This is a genomic window from Synechococcus sp. RedBA-s (assembly GCF_024345495.1).
Taxonomy (GTDB): domain Bacteria; phylum Cyanobacteriota; class Cyanobacteriia; order PCC-6307; family Cyanobiaceae; genus Regnicoccus_A.
Genome location: NZ_JAGQBF010000041.1, coordinates 1 through 19,125 on the forward strand (window position 1 = coordinate 1; position 19,125 = coordinate 19,125).

Sequence of the window (19,125 nt, forward strand, 5' to 3'; positions counted from 1 at the left end):
CCACTTCGCCACGATCCCCGCCATCGGCCTGCTGCTGATCGCCCACGTGCTGCTCTCATGGCGGATCGGCGGGTTGCGATTGCTGCGCTCGATGTTCACTTGAGCCTTGCCATGAACAACTCCCCCGATCCCCGTTCTCTGCTCAGCCGCCGCCGGCTTCTGGGCCTGGGAGTGTCGGGCGGCTCGAGCCTGCTGCTCGGTGGCTGCGCCCTCAATGGCCTCAGCGAGCAGGTGGGGCAGATCAGCGAGCCCATCAACGAACGCCTCGAAGCACTGCTGCAGGGCCGCGGCCCGGTGCCGGAGTTCCGGCCCGATCAAGTGGATCCTGAGGCGCTGCTGATCAACAGCTTCAACGGCACGCCCCGCCTGGATCCCGGCAGCTACCGGCTGCGGGTGGAGGGTCTGGTGAACCGGCCGCTCCAGCTCGACCTGGCGGCCCTGGCCGCCCTGCCCCAGCAGAGCGTCACCATGCGCCATGTCTGCGTGGAGGGCTGGGCGGCGATCGTGGCCTGGTCGGGGGTGCGTCTGGCGGATGTGCTCACCCTGGCGGGAATCTCGCTCCTGGGCGGCTACGTGGAGATCGAGTCGGCCGATCAGTACTTCGAGAGCTGGGACCGGGCCTCTGCCCTCCACCCCCAGACCCTGCTGGCCACGGCTATGAACGGGTCGCCACTGCCAGTGGAGAACGGTGCTCCTGTGCGCCTGGCCACTCCGATCAAGCTGGGCTACAAGCTCAGCAAGTGGGTCACGGGCCTGCGGGTGGTTTCGAGTCTCGGTGAGCGCCGCGGCACCTGGGAAGACCAGGGCTACGAATGGTTCGCTGGTCTCTGAACCCGGAAGCCCGGCCGCTCCTGCCAGTGTTGGGCCTCCAGCGCCGCCCTGCTCGTGGACCCCTCCCCCTGGCTTGAGCCGCTGCTGTCTGCCCTGCGCTCCCCCGCTGGAGCCGTGGCTTTCGTACCCCTCTATGCCCTCTGGGTGACGCTGCTGCTGCCGGGGGTGTGGGCCTCGATGCTGGCCGGTGCGCTTTACGGCACCCTCTGGGGCAGCGTGATCGTGTTCGTTGGCGCGTCGCTGGGCGCCGTGGCTGCTTTTCTGCTGGGCCGCCATTGGCTGCGGGGCTGGACTCGCCGCCGGCTGCAAGCTTTCCCGAAGCTGCTGGCGATCGAGCGGGCCGTGAGCCAGGAGGGCCTGAAGCTGGTGCTGCTCACCCGCCTCTCGCCGGCCTTCCCCTTCAGCCTGCTCAACCTCGCCTATGGCCTCAGTGAGGTGAGCCTGCGCGACTACATGATCGGTCTGATCGCGATCCTTCCCGGCACAGTGCTGTTCTGCGCCCTGGGCGCGCTCGCCGGCGATGTGGCCCGCTTCGGGGAGGTGCTCCACGGCGAGGCGGATGCCGGCACGTGGGCGCTGCGGATCCTGGGGCTGGTCGCCACGGTGGCCTCAATTGCTCTGGTGAGCCGTGCGGCTCGGCGTGCCCTGGAGCGGCTGGATCCGGATTAGCCCACACCGGTTGGTCGGGCTTGAGCCAAAACGGATGTGCAAGATCTTGACCCGATCTTCCCGAGGCCTTATCCGGCTCTTGAACTATTGATGGCCAACCATGTGGACAGTGGACGCGAGCTCGCCTCAGCCAGGGAACTGCGCCGTCAATGTCCGTCCTCCTCAAGAAGATCACCAATGTCGATGGTGAGATCACAGCCTTCGCGCGCGTTGGCGCCGGCTCCTATCTGGTGAGCGTGGGTGGGGGGAGCACTCTCACGGTCAGCACCATCACCAACGTGGCCAGTGCAGCTGTGCTGGCCCAAACGCCGCTGAGCGGGTTCTCAGCCCAGTCGGTGGCTGTGTTCGGCGATCTGGTGGCGGTGGCGCTGCAACCCACCAGCAGTGGGGTGGCCCCAGGAACGGTGCGCTTCTACCGGATCGCCACCGACGGCAGCTTGGCCTTCCTCAAGGATCAGGCGGTCGGGGTGCTGCCCGACAGCCTGGCCTTCTCCGCCGACGGCTCCAAGCTCGTGGTGGCCAACGAAGGCCAGCCCAATGACACTTACTCCGTTGATCCGCTCGGCTCGATCAGCGTGATCAACGTGGCTGATGCTGGCGGATCCAATCTGGGACTCGATGCCGCCCTGCTCGATTTCACGGGCTTCACGCCGCCGCCCAGCGGCGTGGTGGATGGCACGGCCCTGCGCTTCAGCTCCAGCGTTCCTTCTGGCACCACCTTCGCCCAGGACCTGGAGCCCGAGGCGATCGCCATTTCCGGAAATCGCGCCTACGTGACCCTGCAGGAAAACAACGGGGTGGCTGTGGTGGACCTGGCCACCAGAACCATCATCCAGCTGCTGCCCCTGGGAGCCGTTAACTACAGCGATCAGTTCGTTGATCTCACCGATAACAGCAGCACAGCCCCCAGCTTTGGCAACCGCTTCACGCCCGGCAGCGACATCCTCGGCCTGCGCATGCCGGATGGCATCGCCAGCTTCGTGGCCAACGGACAGACCTTTTTCCTCACCGCCAACGAGGGGGATGGCCGCACCGACTATGGCGCTACCTTCAACGACGAATTCGCGCCGCCCGTAAACAACGTCCCTGACGTCAGCACCATCCGCAACGGCATCGCCCCAGGCGGCACTGCCAGCTCCACCGCCTTCGGCAGCCGCAGCCTCAGCCTGTTCAGCGCCTCGGGTGAGCTGATCTGGGACAGCGGCGTGCAGCTGCAGAGCTCCGCGATCGGCGCCGGGGTCTACGCCGACAACCGCAGCGACGCCAAGGGCGTGGAGCCGGAGATGGTGACACTCGGTCGCCTCAATGGGCGCACCTATGCCTTTGTGGGTCTGGAGCGCACCGCCAACTCGATGGTGTCGGTGTTTGACGTCAGTGACCCCAGCGCCGTCGATTTCGTCACCAGCGTGGTGCTGCCGGGCAGCTTCAGGCCCGAGGGCCTGCTGTTCATCGATCCGGCCAGCAGTCCTTCCGGTCAGGCACTGCTGGTGGTGGCCAATGAAGGCACCACCCCGGTAAACGCCACCATCGACATCCTCGATGCCGGTGCCCTGGTGGCTCAGGACGCAGACCGCAACCCCGCCGGGACCTACTCCACCTCGATGCTCCGCGATGGGGATGTGGATCTGAGCTTTAAGTCCCTGTTCACCGTGGGCGAGAGCACCAGGTTGCTGGAAGCCGGCGACAAGTGGAACGGGCAGAACCGCGCGGCCCTGAACAAGGATGACAAGACCAACCGGGGTCAGGCGCCCCAGGTGCAGCCCGAGGCCAGCTACGTGCCGCCCGGAATCCTCGATGGCCTGGGCGCCTTTGACAACGGCGACGGCACTTACACCGTGCTGGCCAACCATGAACTGGGCAGCACAGCCGGCTATGGCTACGCCCTGGAGGATTTCGCTGCCGGAGAAGAGCTCCAGGGAGCCCGAATCAGCCGCTTCATTGTTGATAAAGACATCGACGACGACGCCAGTAATGGCTATCAATCGAAAGTGCTGGCCGGTGGGTTGGCTTACGAGCGCATCTTCGATGCCAGTGGCAAACTGGTTACCGCCGCCGATCAGCTCGGCGGCGGCCTCAGTCGGTTCTGTTCCTCCACCTACCTGGAGGCCCGTAGCTTCGGCAAGGGCCGGGGTTTTAGCGACGATATCTACCTCACCGGCGAGGAAACGTCCGAAGGCCTGATGTATGCCCTCGACGTGAAGACGGCCGAGCTGCATGCGGTGCCGGCCCTCGGACGCGCCGGCTGGGAGAACGCCACCCTGATTGATACCGGTAACAGCAAGACCGTGGCTTTGCTGCTGGCCGACGACAACACCGCCGGCCTGCTGCTCTGGGTGGGAACGAAGGGAGGCAATGGATTCCTCGCCCAGAACGGCATGGATACCAGTAGCGGCAGCCTCTACACCTGGAAGCCTGCCGCCGGCGGTATCGGCTCAGCGGCGGGGACCTCGGGCATCCCGGATTCCGCCGATCTGGCCGCCACGGCGATCGGATCCTCCCAGGCCGGTTCGTGGGTGAAGGTGGGCAACGGCAGCGAGGTGGCCAGCTGGTCGGAGGATCAGCTCAAGGCCAAGGTGATCGACGTTGGTGGCCTGCAGCTCAGCCGCATCGAAGACATCCACACCAACCCCCTCAATGGCCGCCAGGCGGTGGTAGCCACCACGGGCAATAGCGATTTCGACGCAGCTGATCGCTACGGCAACTTGCTCACCCTTGATTTCAGTGGTGCCTTCGATCGCAAGGGCCTGCTGGCGGCGAGCAACACCACCTCCCTGCGGGTGATTTACGACGGCGACAAGGGGCTGACTCCCCAGGCGGGCATCCGCAATCCCGACAACCTCACCTGGTCGGCCGATGGATTCATCTATGCCCAGGAGGACCGGGCGGTTCCCGGAGGTATCGGGGGGGGTCAGTTCGGCTCCGTCGAGGCGTCGATCTGGAAGCTCGATCCCAGGGCCACCATCGATCCGATCACCAACCCCCAGGGGGTGGCAGCCCAGCGCTGGGCCGTGATCGATCCCAGCACCGCTCCGGCTGCCTACGGCCAGACCAACCTGAGCCCCTCCATCAATCCCGCCAACGTGGGCAACTGGGAGTCGTCTGGGATCATCGATGTGTCGTCGTTGTATGGATCCGCCGCCGGCTCGTTCTTCCTGGGGGATGTGCAGGCCCACAGCCTGCGCGATGGCAACCTCGGTGGTGCCAGCTACCTCACCGAGGGTGGCCAGCTCACCCTGATCGGCACTCCGGGGCTGGCCTTCGGCTGAGGCTGGGGCTAGGTGCTGATCGCGTCACACGCGCCAGGATGGGAGTCAACAACCACAGGCTGTACAGCCGGTTCCGTGTTGCATCGCTCCCATGCTCCAGGCGCCCCGGGCGCACACGCAGGCCTGAGCACCGGGCTCACCCTGCTGCTGATCGGGACGCCCACCCTTGCCGGCTCCCCGGCCATCGGGCCCAGCCCGGTGCTGGCCACCAGCTTCCAGGCCATCTGCGCTGACAGACCCTGCACCATCGTTTTGGATGAGCGCGGGATCGCCGGGCCGGCTGGCTTCATCCCGGCCGCAAGCATCAGCCACCGGGTCACCACTGGAGCGGGGGGAGATCCCCCGGGCCTGGGGGAAGTGGTCGGCGCCAGCACCATGAACACGATGAAATCGGCGGCGGCTTTTCTGGTGCCTGTTTACGTCAGCGCACCGCTGGGTCTGCTCGGTGGGCTGCTGCGCGGGGCTGGCTCCAAGCGCGACGGGGAGGATGGACCACGCCGCTTCCTGGTGGTGGGCCAGGGCCGTGACGGGCGGACCATCGAGCACCGATTCGAGTTCGTGAACCAGAAGCCGGCCCGTCAGGTGCGCATCGCCCTGGCGATGGTCACTGGTCTGGCGATGGGGGAGACCCGCTCGTCGGTGCCTGAACCGCTTCCCCCCCAGGGAAACGCCCTCGCCTCCAGCGGCAGCGGCGACTGGCAGGCCTACCTGCAGGAGCGTGGCCTGGTGGAGTGGGCCGCCAGCAACCCGCAGTTGGCGGAGGCGTTGCGGCAACGGCTGTTCCAGGCACCTTGAATTCCGCGCCGGACTTGGACTTGCCAGCAGGGTGATCTCCACGCCATGCGCACGCTTACATGCATCGCAGTTTTGAGTCCCTTCTTCTTCCGCTGGGTGACTCTGTTGTTGCCGGAGTAGGGACTTCAAGCTGGCCCAGCGCCATTTACGGCACCTGTCTGGGCACCCCGTGGCCTCGATCTGGATGGCTGGCTGAGGTGAGTCCAGTGGCGTCGGCTCGCCCTAGAACCAGTCGCGGATTGCGGCGATCCCGACGAACCAGGCCAGCCGCAACTTCGCGAGCAGCCCAGGACGGGAAGCGAGTTCGGCGTATTTGGCGCGGCCACACTCTGATTTGATCCAGCGGTGAATCGCCGGTTCGGTGACGGGAGCGCTCATGGGGACATTCGACTCGTGAATAGAGCCTGCTCTTTGATGAAGTCTGGCTTCTGGACCACTCTGGCGTGCGCCACCCCTTCTCTGAGCAGACCCTGGGCAGTTCCGGCAGGATGCGGCCACTTGCCTGCGGCTGGAATCAGCCCCGACTCCTGGTGCACCTCCGCTCAGCTGCTCTTGTCGTTCTGCTGGCGCCAGCACCGGCGCTGGCTACTCCCTACGCGGCTCTCTGCGGCGAGGAGCCGTGCACGATTCGCCTCGATGCCAGCGGGATCGATGGGCCTTCGGGGTTCATCCCGGCGGGCCGTATTGCCCAGTGGTTCAACGACAGCGAGCAGCGTCGCGGCAACGGGGTCGGGAATGCGGTTGCAGGGGCCGGCAACCTGTTGATGACGTCCGCGGCCTACGCGGCACCGCTGGCCCTGGGCTCCACCTATGTGGCGGCCCCGGTAGGCCTGATCACCGGCCTGGTGCGTGGGATGTTCTCCGGCTTCCGATCGGGCGACAGCGCTGAGCTGAGCTTCAACGTCGTCGGTTATGGCCCCAGCGGGCAGAAGATCACCCATCAGTTCCGATTCCTGAACCCGAAGCCGGCTGGCCGCCTGCGGGCCGCGTTGCCTCTGGTCAGCGGGCTGGCGATGGGGCAGACCCGGTCACTTGATGCACTGCGCTTGGCTGGCACCACTGCGGGGACCAACTCCCTGCTGCCTGATCGGCTCGATGCCATCGACCCGGCTGCCGCTCCTTTCCCCGATCCCTCCTCAGCTCCAGCCCCTGCGCCTGCCATGGCCACTGCGGGCGGATGGGAGCGCTATCTCCAGGACCGGGGCTTGGTGGATTGGGCGGTTGCGAATCCCCACCTGGCCGATCAGCTCCGGCAGAAGGCGTTCCCTTCGCCAGCGCTACGGCCCGCTGGCCAGCAAAGCCCGTAACCCCGCCTCATCGAGCACGGCCACCCCGAGGGTCTCCGCCTTGGTCAGCTTGCTGCCGGCCTCGGCGCCGGCCACCACGTAACTGGTCTTCTTGCTCACCGAGCCGCTCACCTTGCCGCCGGCTGCCTCGATCAGGGTCTGGGCCTGGCTGCGGCTGAGGCTCGGCAGGGTGCCGGTGAGCACGAAGGTCTGGCCGCTGAGGTGCCCCGCCCCGCCAGGGCCGTCGCTTTCTCCCCCAACTCCCTGCTCCCCCTCGGGTGCCGCCATGGAGATCCCCAGGGCCTGCAGCTCCGCCAGCAGGGCGAGGTTGGCCGGGGTGGCGAACCACTGGCGAAGGGATTCGGCGATCTCCCCGCCGATGCCGAACACCGCCGTGATCGCCTCCGGCTGCTCCGCCGCGGCTTCGTGCAGGGCCACGGCCGAAGGGAAGGCCTTCGCCAGCGCCTTGGCGTTCACCGCCCCCACATGGTGGATCCCGAGCCCGTACAGCTGGCGATGCCAGGGCTGTTGCTTCGAGGCCTCCAGGGCCGCCACCAGTTTCTGCGCCGAGGTCTCCCCCATCCGTTCCAGGCTGGCGAGCAGGGCGGCATCGAGGCGGTATAAACCCGCGATCGAGCCCACCAGGCCCCGGTCCACCAACTGCTCGATCAGCTTGCTTCCCAGCCCATCCACATCCAGGCCCCCCTTGCTCACCCAGTGACGCAGGGCGCCGCGCAGGATCGCCGGGCAACTGCTGTTCACGCAGCGGGTGGCGGCCTCGCCTTCCTCACGCACGAGCGCTGAGCTGCACTCCGGGCAGTTGGGGGGCAGCTGCAGCGGCGTGGCTCCCGGCGTCCGCAGTTCGCTCAGCACCCGCACCACCTCAGGGATGATCTCGCCGGCCTTGCGCACCACGATCGTGTCACCGGCGCGGAGATCCAGCTCGGCCAGGCGGTCGGCGTTGTGCAGCGTGGCGCGGCTCACCGTGGTGCCGGCCAGAGGCACCGGCTCGAACTCCGCCACCGGTGTCACCACCCCCGTACGCCCCACCTGGGCCACCAGGCGCAGCAGTTTGCTTGGCGCCTCCTCCGCGGCGTACTTGAGGGCAATCGCCCAGCGCGGCGCCTTCTGGGTGAAGCCGGCATCGGCCTGCAGGCGCAGGTCATCGAGCTTTACCACCACCCCGTCGGTGGCATAGGGGAGCTGTGCCCGCCGCGTCTCCCAGTCGGTGAAGAAGGCTTCCACAGCCGCCAGATCGGGGCAGAGGTCGGCATTCGGATTCACCCGGAAGCCGGCGGCGGCCAGCCATGCCAGCGATTCCCACTGACTGCGGGGCCGTGCCGGATCGGCCCGGACCGGACTCCAGTCGTCCGGCAGGTGGAGTGTGTAGGCGAAGAAATCGAGCCGCCGGCTGGCCACCACGCCTGGATCGAGCTGGCGCAGGGTGCCGGCGCAGGCGTTGCGCGGGTTGGCGAAGAGGGATTCGCCACGGGCCTCCCGTTCGGCATTGATCGCCGCGAAGGTGCCGTCGGGGATGAAGGCCTCGCCGCGCACCTCCACCCATGCCGGCGGCCGCTCCAGCTGCAGCCGCAGCGGCACGGCCTGGATCGTGCGCACGTTGGCGGTGATCTCCTCGCCGCGCTCGCCGTCGCCGCGGGTGGCGGCTCGCACCAGCACCCCCTGCTCGTAGCTGAGCGCCAGGGCGTTGCCGTCGATCTTCAGCTCCCCCACCATCGGCAGGGGCGGCAGGGGCTCTCCGGCCTCCGGGGTACGGTCCATGACCTTCAGCAGCCGCGCAAACCAGGCTTCGAGCTCTTCGCTGGAGAAGGCGTTGTCGAGGCTGAGCAGCGGGATCCTGTGCTCCACGGTGCGGAAGCCGTCGGCCGGGGCGCCACCCACCCTCCGGGTGGGGCTGTCGGGGCTGACCAGCTCCGGATGGGCCGCCTCCAGGTCGAGCAGCTCCCGGTAGAGCCGGTCGTAGACCGGATCCTCCATCTCTGGAGCATCGAGCACGTAGTAGGCGTGAGCGGCACGGTTGAGCAGGCGACGGAGCTCTTCGGCCCGGCTCGACTCGGCGGCGGCGGTGGGCGGCATGGCAGGCCGGCGCCCCGGTCTCAGGCCGCGGCCAGTTTCTGGATCCGCTCCACCCGCCAGGCGTCTTCCACCTTCACGAAGGTGAAATCCAGGGGCAGTTCATCCTTGGCTTCCGATTTGAGCTTCACGGTGAGGATGATCTGGCCCTCCTGCAGCCGGGGCCGGCCCGATTTGAGGTTGCGGTACTTGTTGAGCTGCAGCCCCGCCAGGAAGCGGATGAACTGCTGCCGGTTCACATGGGAGCGGTAGTTCCTGGTGGTGAGCAGATAGGCGCCATCGATCTGGCCGGAGGCCACCTGGGTGAAGAACTGCTTGAGCAGCGGGTTGATGCCGCGGGCGCTGATCACCAGGCGCACGGCGGTGTAGGTCCAGTAGAGGAGCAGAGCCCCAGCTCCGGCCAGCAGGACCTTGGTGCCGATCGTTTGGGCCAGACCCCAGTCCATCGTCTGCATGCGCGCGTTCAGGTTGCCGAGTCTGACCGACGGCCCCGCCGGCCCGGGAGTGAACCCCCCACACTGGGGCCACGCCTGCGTCATCCGCTGCCTGCGACATGCCCCTGTCGCCTCTGCTGCCCCTGTTCCATCGCCTCGACCGTGAGCACTTCGGCGGTGCCCTGGCCCCGGGCGGCCTGCCCCTGCTGGAGCTGCGCTGGAGTGACGGACGCATGAGCCGCACCGCCGGCCTCTACCGCCGCGGCCGCCGGCGGGATGGCTCGGCCCTCTGCGAGATCGTGCTCTCGCGGCCAGTGCTGGCCCCCCTGCCCGCCAGCGCCACCCTGGGCACCCTCTGCCACGAAATGATCCACGCCTGGATCGATCGTGTGCTGCAGGCCCGCGAGGTGCACGGCCCCCACTTCCGGGCGGCGATGGCGCGGATCAATGCCGCCCAGGGGGAGTTCGAGGTGAGCCTGCGCCACCACTACCCGCTGCCACTGGCGTCGGCCCCCTGGATCGCCCGCTGCCCCTGCTGCGGTGTCAGCGCGGCCTACCGCCGCCGGGTGCGGGGCCTGGCCTGCCGGCTCTGCTGCGAGCGACTGCATGGGGGTCGCTGGGATGCCAGCTGTGCCCTGGTGTTCGAGGCCCGTGCGGCCTAGGGTTCCGCCACTGAGCCGGGACCCGTGGATCTGTTTCTGTGGGTGCTGCAGGGAGGGGGTGTCTCGATCGCCCTGCTGGGTCTGGGGCGGGAGCGCTGGCTACGCGCCCATCGCCTGGGCCTGGTGGGCCCGAGCACGAGCCCGCGCCGGGCAGCCGGCCCTTGAGGGGCCGTTAGGGTCAGGTCATATCGGTTGCGATGGCACAGGCGAGGGCCATGAACGGTTCGGGAGATCCTCCCCGCCGGGGACGTCGCCGCAGCGGCGGCTCCCTGGATCAATGGATGTCGGCAGGACGGCAGCTGGTGGATGGAGTGGCCGGGGCTCGCCCTGGCTCGCGTCCGCAGGCCCGTGGAGCCGAGCGCCGAGCCGGCGGGCGCCCGGGCCTGGAGGGTCTGGGCCGCTGGGTGGAGAACCGCATCGACTGGTTCCTCGAAGGCGACGACGACTGGCCGGAACCCTGGCAGGAGCGCCCTGAGCCTCCAGAACGCCGCAGGCCCCCGCTGCGCCAGGACGGCTCGCCATGGCAGCCCCAGGACGAACGACAATCGCCATCGCCACCACAACCGCCATGGCAACCACCGGTGTCACCCCAGCGCCAGCCAGCGCCCAGGGCATCGGCGGCTGAGGCCGGAGCCCGCCGGCCCCTGGAGGCCATCTCCCGCCGGACGGCCCCCCTGCTGCCTCCGGCCCGCGCTCAGGCCTCGGTTCCTCCGCCCGCAGGGCGCAGCGTTCAGCCGGCGCCGGGGCAGGAGCCCCTGGAGCAGGAGCCCACGGGCCCCCTCGCTCCTGACTCATCCCCCCCAGGCGGTCGGCCCCTGCCCCGCTCCAGCCGTCGTCCCCGCCGGGAGTGAAGCCTTTAGCCTGGGCTTTGCTTCCAACACTCCGCAGCGTCCATGAGCAACCTGATCGTGGTGGGTTTTCCCAAAGTTGAAGAGGCCGAAGCCGTACGCAAGGAGTTGGTCGCCATCCAGCAGGAGCACCTGATCTCCCTGGAAGACGCCGTGGTGGTGGAGCGTGATGCCGATGGTCAGGTGCACCTGCGCCAGGCCATCAACCTCACCACCGCCGGCGCCCTGGGGGGCGGCTTCTGGGGATCCCTGGTGGGGCTGCTGTTCCTCAACCCCCTGCTGGGTGCCGCCGTCGGCGCTGGCATGGGGGCGGCGTCCGGGGCGCTCAGTGATCTGGGCATCAACGACGGCTTCCTGAGGGAGCTCGGTGAAACCCTGCCCAAGGCCAGCGCCGCCCTCTGCTTACTGGTACGCGATGCCACTCCCGATCGGGTGATCGAGCGACTGCGCAGCTTCGCGCCCCACGCCAAGTTGCTGCGCACCAGCCTCAGCCACACCGATGAGGCCCAGCTCAGCGAACTGCTGGAGAGCAGCCGCAAACAGGCCGAAGCCCTGCGCCTGGGCTGAGCGCCCGGAGCCACGGGCCCTGGGCTCCCGGCCTCAGTGGCTGCTGCTGCGGTGCATCCGGCTGCGGCCAGGGGCTGCCTGGCCGTGGTGCGGGGCGCTCTGCTGGGGCCGGCAGGGGTGGTGGCTCACCTGGAAGTCCCAGCCCTTGTCCTGTAGCTGACGGTTCACGGCCCCCACCAGCTCCTGGGGCACCTCCTCCGCCATCTGCTCGGCGGAGGTGACGATCGAGGGGGAGCCCTGCTTCAGAGCCCAGAGCAGTTCCGCCCACTGCTCCACCAGCGTCGGCTGCTGGCGGGGGGAGTGGCTCCCAAGGGCGGCGGCGCAGCCGGTCTGCTGCCAGAGGGTGGAGCGACCCCGTTGCAGACCCTGGCCATTGTCCCGGGCTAAGCCCAGCTGGAAGGCACGTTCGGTGGGGAGGCCATTGAGCTGGCGCAGCCCGGCCTGGATCAACAGGCGGCCGCAGCTGACGGCCGAGAGGCCGAGGGAGCGGCCCAGGTCGGTGAGAGAGATCCACTGATCTCCGGCCTCGGGGGCGGAAGGCCCTCCTGGGCTTCCAAGGGTGGTGGTCATCGTCGAACAGGTGAAACCAATGCAGCCATCCTGTCCAGATCCCCCGGATGCGCAAGTTGTCAAGTGGAAACCGCCACAGATCGGCGTGGCTTCATCAAACTTTATGGAGACCTGCGTCGTGACGGCTCGCCCCCAGCCAGCGCTCCAGGGCCGGGGAAAACACTTCCCGGATCACCGTGAGTTCCCGCCCCTGCCGGAAAAAGCGGTAGTGACGGCTCCAGAATGGTCCGGTTGCGCCAAATCCCCGCTCCAGCCAGTCGGCAGTCACCTGGGCCAGGCCGTCCACTTCGCGGAACAGCTCCGCCCGCTCACTGGTCAGGCTCAGCCAGATGGGTTGCTGCCGGTCACGCAGAGACTGCTCGGCCTCCGCCTGGTTCCACCAGCTCTCTGCCCAGCCCAGGGCCTGGCCGTTGCAGCGCAGCCACACCTGACGCCGTAGCAGGGGAGGCGCCAGTTCCGCCACCTCGGCGGGCCGGCCCTGCGACTTGAGCTCGGGTCCCATGGCGATCAGCTCGATCGTGATCGGCGTGCCGGTGAGCAGGTGCAGATGGCGGGTGGGGCTGCCATCCCCCAGCAGCAGCAGCTTCCAGGCCCCGCTGAGCTGCCCACCGGCCCGGGCGTTGAGCACCTCGCTGATCGGCGCTTCCCACAGCGGGGTGGGGGAGACCCATGGCCGGGTGAGCAGGGAGTCGGCCATCAGCCTCAGCTCTGGAGGTCCAGGCTAAGGAGCCTCAGAAGCCGCCGCTGATGCTCACCCGCTGCTGTTGGCCGTTGCGCTCGATCACCACGGAGTTGCCGTTGGCGGAGCGCAGACGCCAGCCAGTGGATCCGATCGCTTCGCCCACGGATGCGCTGGTGGAGCTGCCGCCCATCTGGAAAATGGCTGAGCCGTTCTGACCGGGCACCTGCACCACCCCCACCAGCTCCGGGGAGCCCTTCTCCACTCCTGTCCTTGGCCCCCCGGGTGATCGTGCCGCTCACCGGAACCCGCAGCGGCAGGGCGGCTGAGGGCCGTGAGCTGCTCTCCAGCGGCTCCAGTTCCTGCACCCAGGCTTCTTCCGGCGGCGGCGGCAGGCCGTTGGCGCTGCCATCGCCCGCCTGGCCTGGGGGCTGGGCCGTGGCGGCGGCTGTGGCTCCCGGCTCGGCTCCCCCCAGCGGACCCACCGAGCGCAGGCGCTCCAGCAGCTGCAGGGTGCGCTCCTGTTGCAGAGCGATGCTGGCCTGGGTCCAGCCCCGCCACACCAGAACGGTGCTGCCGGCCCCCAGCACCGACAGGAGCGCCATCAACACCAGCAGGGACCGTTGGCTCTGATTCCTAGTCGCTGTTGAAGCGGATGCAACGGCGTTGCGGGGCCGCGCCGTTGATCGAGTGCCAGTTCGGCTTGCGGGCCGCAGATGTGGTGGTGGCTCATGAACCACCACATCGATCGGTGCGGGACTGGAGCCAGGCTCAAGGCCCAGGCTCGGCTCGGGCTGCTGCAGGTCGCGGCTGTAGCCCTCATGGGTGGGCCACTCCCCAGGGCGAAAGGCCAGGCCAGGCAGATCGGCGCAAAACACGCGATCCATCACCTGCTCGGCCTTCAGCTCCCAGAACGCCCGGGATGAGGAGATGGGGCGCTGATCACCGCCCATGGCCGCTGGGCTCAGGAGGGAATTGCCGCGATCGTAGGGGTGGCCTGCCGATTCGACAATTGCTCCTCCTGGCCCTCACGCCGGCGGCGCAGTTCCAGCCACAGCAGCAGGGCGGTGGTGTCGGCCGGACTCACCCCGGGGATGCGCGAGGCCTGCCCCAGGTTGAGCGGCTGCACGGCGGCGAGTTTCTCACGGGCCTCCTTGGAGAGGGTGGCAATGGCGCTGTAGTCGATGTTGCCGGGGATCGGGCGTTGATCCTGCTTGCGCACCTGATCGATCTGCTGCTGCTGGCGGGCCAGGTAGCCGCTGTATTTGAGATCGATCTCCGCCCCCTCGCGCACGCCGGCCGGCAGGCCCGCATCGGCCAGGCCCAGGTCCACCAGATCACGGCTGTGAAAGCCGGAGCGGCGCAGCAGATCGGCGAGGGTGATCGAGCCCTTGATCGGCGCCCCCGAGCGGGCTTCCGCCTGCGCCGCCACCGGATCACTGACCTTGAGCCGCACCGTTTCCAGCCGCTGCTTCTCCGCGGTGATGGCGACCTGTTTGGCCTGGAACAAGTCCCAGCGGCGGTCGTCGATCAGGCCCAGCTCCCGGCCCAGGGGGGTGAGGCGCCGGTCGGCGTTGTCACCGCGCAGCACCAGGCGGTATTCGCTGCGGCTGGTGAGCACCCGGTAGGGCTCGCGCAGATCCTTGGTGACCAGATCATCGATCAAGGTGCCGATGTAGCTGCCCTCGCGGGGGAAATGCACCGGCTCCTGGCCCCGCAGCAGCCGGGCGGCGTTGAGGCCGGCCACCAGGCCCTGGGCCGCGGCCTCCTCGTAGCCGGTGGTGCCGTTGAGCTGGCCGGCGCTGAACAATCCATGCACCCGCTTGGTCATCAGCGAGGGCAGACACTGGGTGGCCGGCAGATAGTCGTACTCGACCGCATAGGCCGGCCGCAGCATCACGCACTGCTCCAGGCCGGGCAGGGTGCGCAGCAGCTCCAGCTGCAGCCGCTCCGGCAGGCCGGTGGAGAAGCCCTGAATGTAGAGCTCAGGGGTGTCGCGGCCCTCCGGCTCCAGGAAGATCTGGTGGCTGTCCTTATCGGCGAAGCGCACGATCTTGTCTTCGATCGAAGGGCAATAGCGCGGACCCTTGCTGTCGATGAAGCCGCCGTATATGGGCGTGAGATGGAGGTTGTCGCGGATGAGCTGGTGGGTGGCGGCGGTGGTGCGGGTGAGGTGACAGGCCATCGGCTCACTGCTCACCCAGGCAGCTGGATCAAAGGAGAAGTAGCGGCCCTCGGCATCGCTGGGTTGTTCTTCGAGCTGATCGAGGCGCACACTGCGGCGATCCACCCGGGCCGGGGTGCCGGTCTTGAGGCGGTCGGTGTGGAAACCGAGGGCCTGCAGCGCTTCGGTGAGCCCTTCGGCGGCCTGCTCGCCGGCGCGGCCGGCACGCATCGACTGCTGGCCCACCCAGATCTGACCGCCCAGGAAGGTGCCGGTGGTGAGGATCACGGCCGATGCGGCATAGACGCTGCCGAAGAAGGTGCGCACGCCGCTGATCCGGCCCTCCGGCTCCACCTCCAGCCCCGTGACCATCGCCTCGCGCAGCTGCAGATTGGGGGTGTGCTGCAGCAGCTGCAGCATCTGGCGGGCGTACTGGCGCTTGTCGGTCTGGGCGCGCAGGGCCCACACCGCCGGCCCACGGCTGGCGTTGAGCACCCGTTTCTGCAGGGTGGTGGCATCGGCGAGGCGGCCGATCACGCCGCCGAGGGCATCCACCTCATGCACCAGCTGGCTCTTGGCCGGGCCACCCACCGCCGGGTTGCAGGGCTGCCAGCCGATGCGGTCGATGTTGAGGCTGAACAGGGCCGTGGAGATCCCCAGCCGCGCCGCGGTGAGAGCCGCCTCACAGCCGGCATGGCCGCCGCCGACCACGATCAGCTCAAAGGTTTCGCTGGGGGCTGCGCTGAGGGCCATTCGTTCAATGTATGGCGCCCAGATCGCTGGGGGGCTCCACGGCGGCGGCGTAGCTGGTGTCTTCCGTGCCACCGATCCGGTCCCAGACGGTGAAGTAGAGGCCGAAGTGCACGCCCGGGTGGCGATGGTGTAGCGAATGGTGGGCGGGGCCGATTACCCAGCGGCCCAGCCAGTGGTGGGGGAAGCCGCTGGGCAGGTGGTCGAGGCCGAGGTGATTCACGATCGCCCACACCGTCATGGTGCTCAGCACCGCCATCAGGGTGATCAGGTGCAGCGGCACCAGCATCACCAGCAGCACCAGCACCAGGGCCTGCACCACGGCCTCGGGGGGATCGAAGGCGAAGGAGGTCCAGGGGGTGGGCTGGCGCGTGCGGTGGTGACCGTGGTGACACCAGCGGTACAGCCAGCGGTGGTGGAAGAGGCGATGAGTGGCGTAGTAGAGCCCGTCCTGGAGGATCAGCACGGCGGCGTAGCTCACAGCGAGGTACCACCAGCCGTAGGTGTCGGGCCTGGCATAGAGGCTGGTGAGCCCGTGGCTCTGGAGCGTGAGCACTGCTGCGGTGGCCAGGGCGAACACGGCTGCCGAGAGCACCGAGAGGCGGATGTCGGCGCCGATGCCATCGGTGTGCCGCTGCCTCTGCCCGGGTATTGGTTCAGCTAGCTTGGATCCAGGCGGCATGGGTCCAGGCTCAGCTGCGGTTGAGCGGACGTAGAGCCACCACCAGGACCCACCGGCCAGCAGGAAATAGCGGGCCAGGATGATGCCGAAAAACACAAATCCGTAAAACACGAAGGAATGACCACCGAGCAAACAGATCACTGTTTCGGTGTCGATCTGTGCGATCGCCATGGACTGGTTGACCTATCGACGGCGTCAACACCCACCCTAGGGACCCCGTACCGCCCTGAACCGCCCCGGCCATGCAGCGCTACCGGATCCTGCACCTCACCACCTACTGCTTTGAGGCGCCCGTCCGGCTTGACGCCCATGCTCTGCGGCTGAGGCCACGGGAGGGCCATGAACTGCGGATCGAATCCTCCAGCCTGCGCATCACACCACCGGCCCAGCTGCGCTGGCACCGCGACGCGGAGGACAACTCGGTGGCGATCGCCAGCTTCAGTGAGCCCACGGTCCAGCTGCTGATCGAGAGCGAGCTGGTGGTTCAGCAGTACCACCAGGCGCCCCTGGATTTCCTTGTGGATGACGAGGCCCTGCACTTCCCCTTCCGCTACAGCGACGAGGACCTGCTGTTGCTGGCCCCCTACCGCCAGAGGCCCGGGGCCAGTCCTGCGCCGCTGCTGACCCACTGGGTGGCGGCACTGGTGCAGCCCGGCGAGCGGATCGAAACCTACGCGCTGCTGGAGCGGATCAACGCACGCATCCACGCCAGCCTGCGCTACCAGCGCCGGGAGGAACCGGGCGTGCAGACGCCAGAGCACACCCTCCGGGGCGGCTCCGGCTCCTGCCGCGACTTCGCCACCCTTTTCCTGGGGGCCGCCCGCCTGCTGGGCTTCGCCGCCCGCTTCGTGAGCGGCTATCTCCACGACCCGGCGGCCGCCGCCGCCGCTGGCTCCACCCACGCCTGGGCGGAGGTCTATCTGCCGGGTGCCGGCTGGAAAGGCTTTGATCCCACCATCGGCGCCCTCGCCGGCCCTCACCACATGGCGGTGGCCGTGGCCCGAGAGCCCAAGGCCGTACCGCCGGTGGCGGGCTCGTTCGTGGGGCCGAGTGGCTCCACGCTCAGCGTGGGGGTGTGGGTGACGGAGTTGGAAGCGCGGCCCTGAGCTGTGGGTCGTTGATCCTGTCGTTGCACCCCGGCTTGGTTCACCACCGCAAACTCCAAACGCTCGCCGTAGTGCGAACTCACCGTGCCCTGCCCGAGATAGATCGCTGATTCCGATCTCAGATGCCGATGGGCGGCGGCGCTGGCGCCGGAGATGCCTGCAAACTGGCCCAGCCGTTGTTTGCCTCACGATGCTGATGCTCGGCCGCACAGTAGGGAGCCTGTGATGGAGCCGGAGCTGTTGCGGCGCTCACTGGCCGGCTTCTCAAGCCGTTCCCTCGAGGAGCGGGGAGCCTGGTATGGCCCTGCGGCCGAGGCCTATGCCCGGGGGCGTCCCGCCTACGACCCCGCCCTGATCGCTCAGGTGGTGGCCGCCGCTGGCCTGACGGCCTCCTCCCGCGTCCTGGAGTTGGGATGTGGCCCAGGCACCGCCACGGCTGCACTGGCGCCCCTTGGCTGTTCGCTGCTGGCCCTTGAGCCCAATCCCGCCTTCTGTGCGCTGGCCAGTCAGCGTTGCCGCTCCTTCAGCAACGTCACGATCGAGCCGCTGGCTTTTGAGACCTGGCCCCTGCAGGCAGCGGCATTCGATGCGGTGCTGGCCGCCAGCTCCTTTCACTGGATCGAGCCAGCCGTGGCCTGCGCCAAGGCGGCGGCGGCCCTGCGCCCCGGTGGAGCGCTGATCCTGCTCTGGAACAAGGAACTGCAGCCCAGCGAGGCCTTCCACCAGCACAGCGCCCCGCTCTACGCCGAGCTGGCACCGCAGCTCTATCGCCGCGAAGATCGCACCACCCAGGTGGCGATTCTCAACGCCCTTGAGGCGGTGCTGATCGACCCGCAACTCTTCTCGCCTCCCCTCAGCGGGCTCGTCGACAGCCGCTTCAGCTTTTCAGCGGAACGCTATCTGGATCTGCTCGCCAGTTACTCCGGCTATCTGCAGCTAACCCCGAAGGTGCGCAGTCTCCTGTTGGAGCGTCTGCACCTGCTGATTGAGAGCGAATGGGACGGACAACTGTCCCTCACGTTGCTCTCGGGCTGGCAGGTGGCACACAAGATCGATGGAAGTTGAAGTCTCGATGGCGCTTGGAGTTCTGCTCAGAAGCCAATCCGAATGCGCTGATGATCCAGCCGATTGATCACCTTGGCCTCCACAGCCCCCTGTACCGTTGCGCCCACATCTCCGCGAACGCTGGCTCCCACATCACCGGTCACCTGGGCGTTCACCGCGCCGCTGACCTGGGCTGTCACGGGTGTGGTGACCCTGGCCTCAACGGGGCCTTTGACGGCGACGCCGATCCCTCGACTCAGCTCCGGTACGTTCACCGCCAGGGGTGAGGCCAGATCGATCGCTTCAGCCATTGTCACCTTTGCGGTGATTGGAATCGTTTTGATTGGAGCGGTGCGGATCGGCTCGGCGATCCTCTCGACTACCAAGGGGGTCCGAATCGAGCCCACATCCACCTGGGCTGTCACCGGCAGAGGGCTTGCCATCACCAGTTCGATCTTGATCGGCTCCTGCAGGACCCTGCCCAGAGAGGCCGCCCCGATCCCCACTGCGGCCACCAGGGCCACCGGCCAGCGCAGGGCCAGCACCCAGCCCAGGGCGGCCGGCTGGGTGCTGGCCCTGCGCTGGCCGGTGGCCCTGGTGGCCGCAGTGGGGATCGGGGCGGCCTCTCTGGGCAGGGTCCTGCAGGAGCCGATCAAGATCGAACTGGTGATGGCAAGCCCT

General features: G+C 68.1%; 20 protein-coding genes. 11 read left to right on the forward strand and 9 right to left on the reverse strand.

The window, feature by feature from the left end; translation table 11 throughout:
* Positions 1-111 precede the first annotated feature (111 nt).
* The 4 genes from KBY67_RS13255 to KBY67_RS13270 all read left to right on the forward strand — a co-directional run bounded on the left by KBY67_RS13255 (position 112) and on the right by KBY67_RS13270 (position 5,561).
* The gene (locus KBY67_RS13255; RefSeq protein ID WP_255111545.1) at positions 112-831 is read left to right on the forward strand and encodes a molybdopterin-dependent oxidoreductase; all 720 of its coding nucleotides are present in this window, start codon (positions 112-114) and stop codon (positions 829-831) included.
* Positions 832-885: 54 nt separating this feature from the next.
* Positions 886-1,500: a TVP38/TMEM64 family protein gene (locus tag KBY67_RS13260; RefSeq protein WP_399214482.1), complete on the forward strand. Its 615-nt coding sequence runs from the start codon at positions 886-888 to the stop codon at positions 1,498-1,500.
* 149 nt (positions 1,501-1,649) lie between these two features.
* The gene (locus KBY67_RS13265; RefSeq protein ID WP_255111546.1) at positions 1,650-4,766 is read left to right on the forward strand and encodes a choice-of-anchor I family protein; all 3,117 of its coding nucleotides are present in this window, start codon (positions 1,650-1,652) and stop codon (positions 4,764-4,766) included.
* Positions 4,767-4,841: 75 nt separating this feature from the next.
* Positions 4,842-5,561: a hypothetical protein gene (locus KBY67_RS13270; protein ID WP_255111547.1), complete on the forward strand. Its 720-nt coding sequence runs from the start codon at positions 4,842-4,844 to the stop codon at positions 5,559-5,561.
* A 222-nt stretch (positions 5,562-5,783) separates the two neighbouring features.
* Here KBY67_RS13270 and KBY67_RS13275 read toward each other — a convergent pair whose 3' ends face one another.
* Positions 5,784-5,939: a hypothetical protein gene (locus KBY67_RS13275; RefSeq protein WP_255111549.1), complete on the reverse strand. Its 156-nt coding sequence runs from the start codon at positions 5,937-5,939 to the stop codon at positions 5,784-5,786.
* A 152-nt stretch (positions 5,940-6,091) separates the two neighbouring features.
* On the opposite strand from KBY67_RS13275, the gene KBY67_RS13280 reads away from it, so the two are divergent.
* Positions 6,092-6,868: a hypothetical protein gene (locus KBY67_RS13280; RefSeq protein ID WP_255111550.1), complete on the forward strand. Its 777-nt coding sequence runs from the start codon at positions 6,092-6,094 to the stop codon at positions 6,866-6,868.
* Here KBY67_RS13280 and ligA read toward each other — a convergent pair.
* Complete coding sequence (gene ligA, locus KBY67_RS13285) at positions 6,839-8,941, reverse strand: NAD-dependent DNA ligase LigA (RefSeq protein WP_255111551.1); 2,103 nt, start codon at positions 8,939-8,941, stop codon at positions 6,839-6,841. The two genes, KBY67_RS13280 and ligA, sit on opposite strands and share 30 nt — an antisense overlap.
* Positions 8,942-8,961: 20 nt before the next feature.
* Positions 8,962-9,384 carry a hypothetical protein gene (locus KBY67_RS13290; protein WP_255111565.1) on the reverse strand — a complete coding sequence of 141 codons (423 nt, stop codon included), beginning with the start codon at positions 9,382-9,384 and terminating at the stop codon, positions 8,962-8,964.
* A gap of 107 nt (positions 9,385-9,491) precedes the next feature.
* Between KBY67_RS13290 and KBY67_RS13295 the strand changes: the two genes are divergently transcribed.
* Genes KBY67_RS13295 through KBY67_RS13310 form a run of 4 tightly spaced genes read left to right on the forward strand, consistent with a single transcriptional unit; the run spans position 9,492 to position 11,449 of the window.
* Positions 9,492-10,034, forward strand: a complete 543-nt coding sequence (locus KBY67_RS13295) for a SprT family zinc-dependent metalloprotease (protein WP_255111552.1) — start codon at positions 9,492-9,494, stop codon at positions 10,032-10,034.
* A gap of 24 nt (positions 10,035-10,058) precedes the next feature.
* Positions 10,059-10,199 carry a hypothetical protein gene (locus KBY67_RS13300; protein ID WP_255111553.1) on the forward strand — a complete coding sequence of 47 codons (141 nt, stop codon included), beginning with the start codon at positions 10,059-10,061 and terminating at the stop codon, positions 10,197-10,199.
* 50 nt (positions 10,200-10,249) lie between these two features.
* Positions 10,250-10,885 (forward strand): hypothetical protein, encoded by a 636-nt coding sequence (locus KBY67_RS13305; protein WP_255111554.1) that lies wholly within the window; start codon positions 10,250-10,252, stop codon positions 10,883-10,885.
* Between the two features lie 42 nt (positions 10,886-10,927).
* Positions 10,928-11,449, forward strand: a complete 522-nt coding sequence (locus KBY67_RS13310) for a DUF1269 domain-containing protein (RefSeq protein ID WP_255111555.1) — start codon at positions 10,928-10,930, stop codon at positions 11,447-11,449.
* Positions 11,450-11,482: 33 nt separating this feature from the next.
* On the opposite strand, the gene KBY67_RS13315 is transcribed toward KBY67_RS13310, so the two are convergent.
* The 5 genes from KBY67_RS13315 to KBY67_RS13335 form a co-directional block, all read right to left on the reverse strand.
* Complete coding sequence (locus KBY67_RS13315) at positions 11,483-12,019, reverse strand: hypothetical protein (protein ID WP_255111556.1); 537 nt, start codon at positions 12,017-12,019, stop codon at positions 11,483-11,485.
* A gap of 94 nt (positions 12,020-12,113) precedes the next feature.
* A complete protein-coding gene (locus KBY67_RS13320) occupies positions 12,114-12,716 on the reverse strand; it encodes a chorismate lyase (RefSeq protein WP_255111557.1) in 603 nt (200 codons plus the stop codon).
* 5 nt (positions 12,717-12,721) lie between these two features.
* Entirely contained in the window at positions 12,722-13,651 is a 930-nt protein-coding gene (locus KBY67_RS13325) for a hypothetical protein (RefSeq protein ID WP_255111558.1), read from the reverse strand.
* Positions 13,652-13,662: 11 nt separating this feature from the next.
* Positions 13,663-15,615, reverse strand: a complete 1,953-nt coding sequence (gene mnmG / locus KBY67_RS13330) for a tRNA uridine-5-carboxymethylaminomethyl(34) synthesis enzyme MnmG (protein WP_255111559.1) — start codon at positions 15,613-15,615, stop codon at positions 13,663-13,665.
* Positions 15,616-15,619: 4 nt separating this feature from the next.
* Entirely contained in the window at positions 15,620-16,465 is an 846-nt protein-coding gene (locus KBY67_RS13335) for a sterol desaturase family protein (protein WP_255111560.1), read from the reverse strand.
* 71 nt (positions 16,466-16,536) lie between these two features.
* Between KBY67_RS13335 and KBY67_RS13340 the strand changes: the two genes are divergently transcribed.
* On the forward strand, positions 16,537-17,400 hold the full coding sequence (locus KBY67_RS13340; protein WP_255111561.1) for a transglutaminase family protein: 864 nt from the start codon (positions 16,537-16,539) through the stop codon (positions 17,398-17,400).
* 225 nt (positions 17,401-17,625) lie between these two features.
* On the forward strand, positions 17,626-18,465 hold the full coding sequence (locus tag KBY67_RS13345; protein ID WP_255111562.1) for a bifunctional 2-polyprenyl-6-hydroxyphenol methylase/3-demethylubiquinol 3-O-methyltransferase UbiG: 840 nt from the start codon (positions 17,626-17,628) through the stop codon (positions 18,463-18,465).
* Between the two features lie 26 nt (positions 18,466-18,491).
* Here the strand turns inward: KBY67_RS13345 and KBY67_RS13350 are convergent.
* On the reverse strand, positions 18,492-19,125 hold a 634-nt coding region (locus KBY67_RS13350; RefSeq protein WP_255111563.1), incomplete at its 5' end, for a hypothetical protein.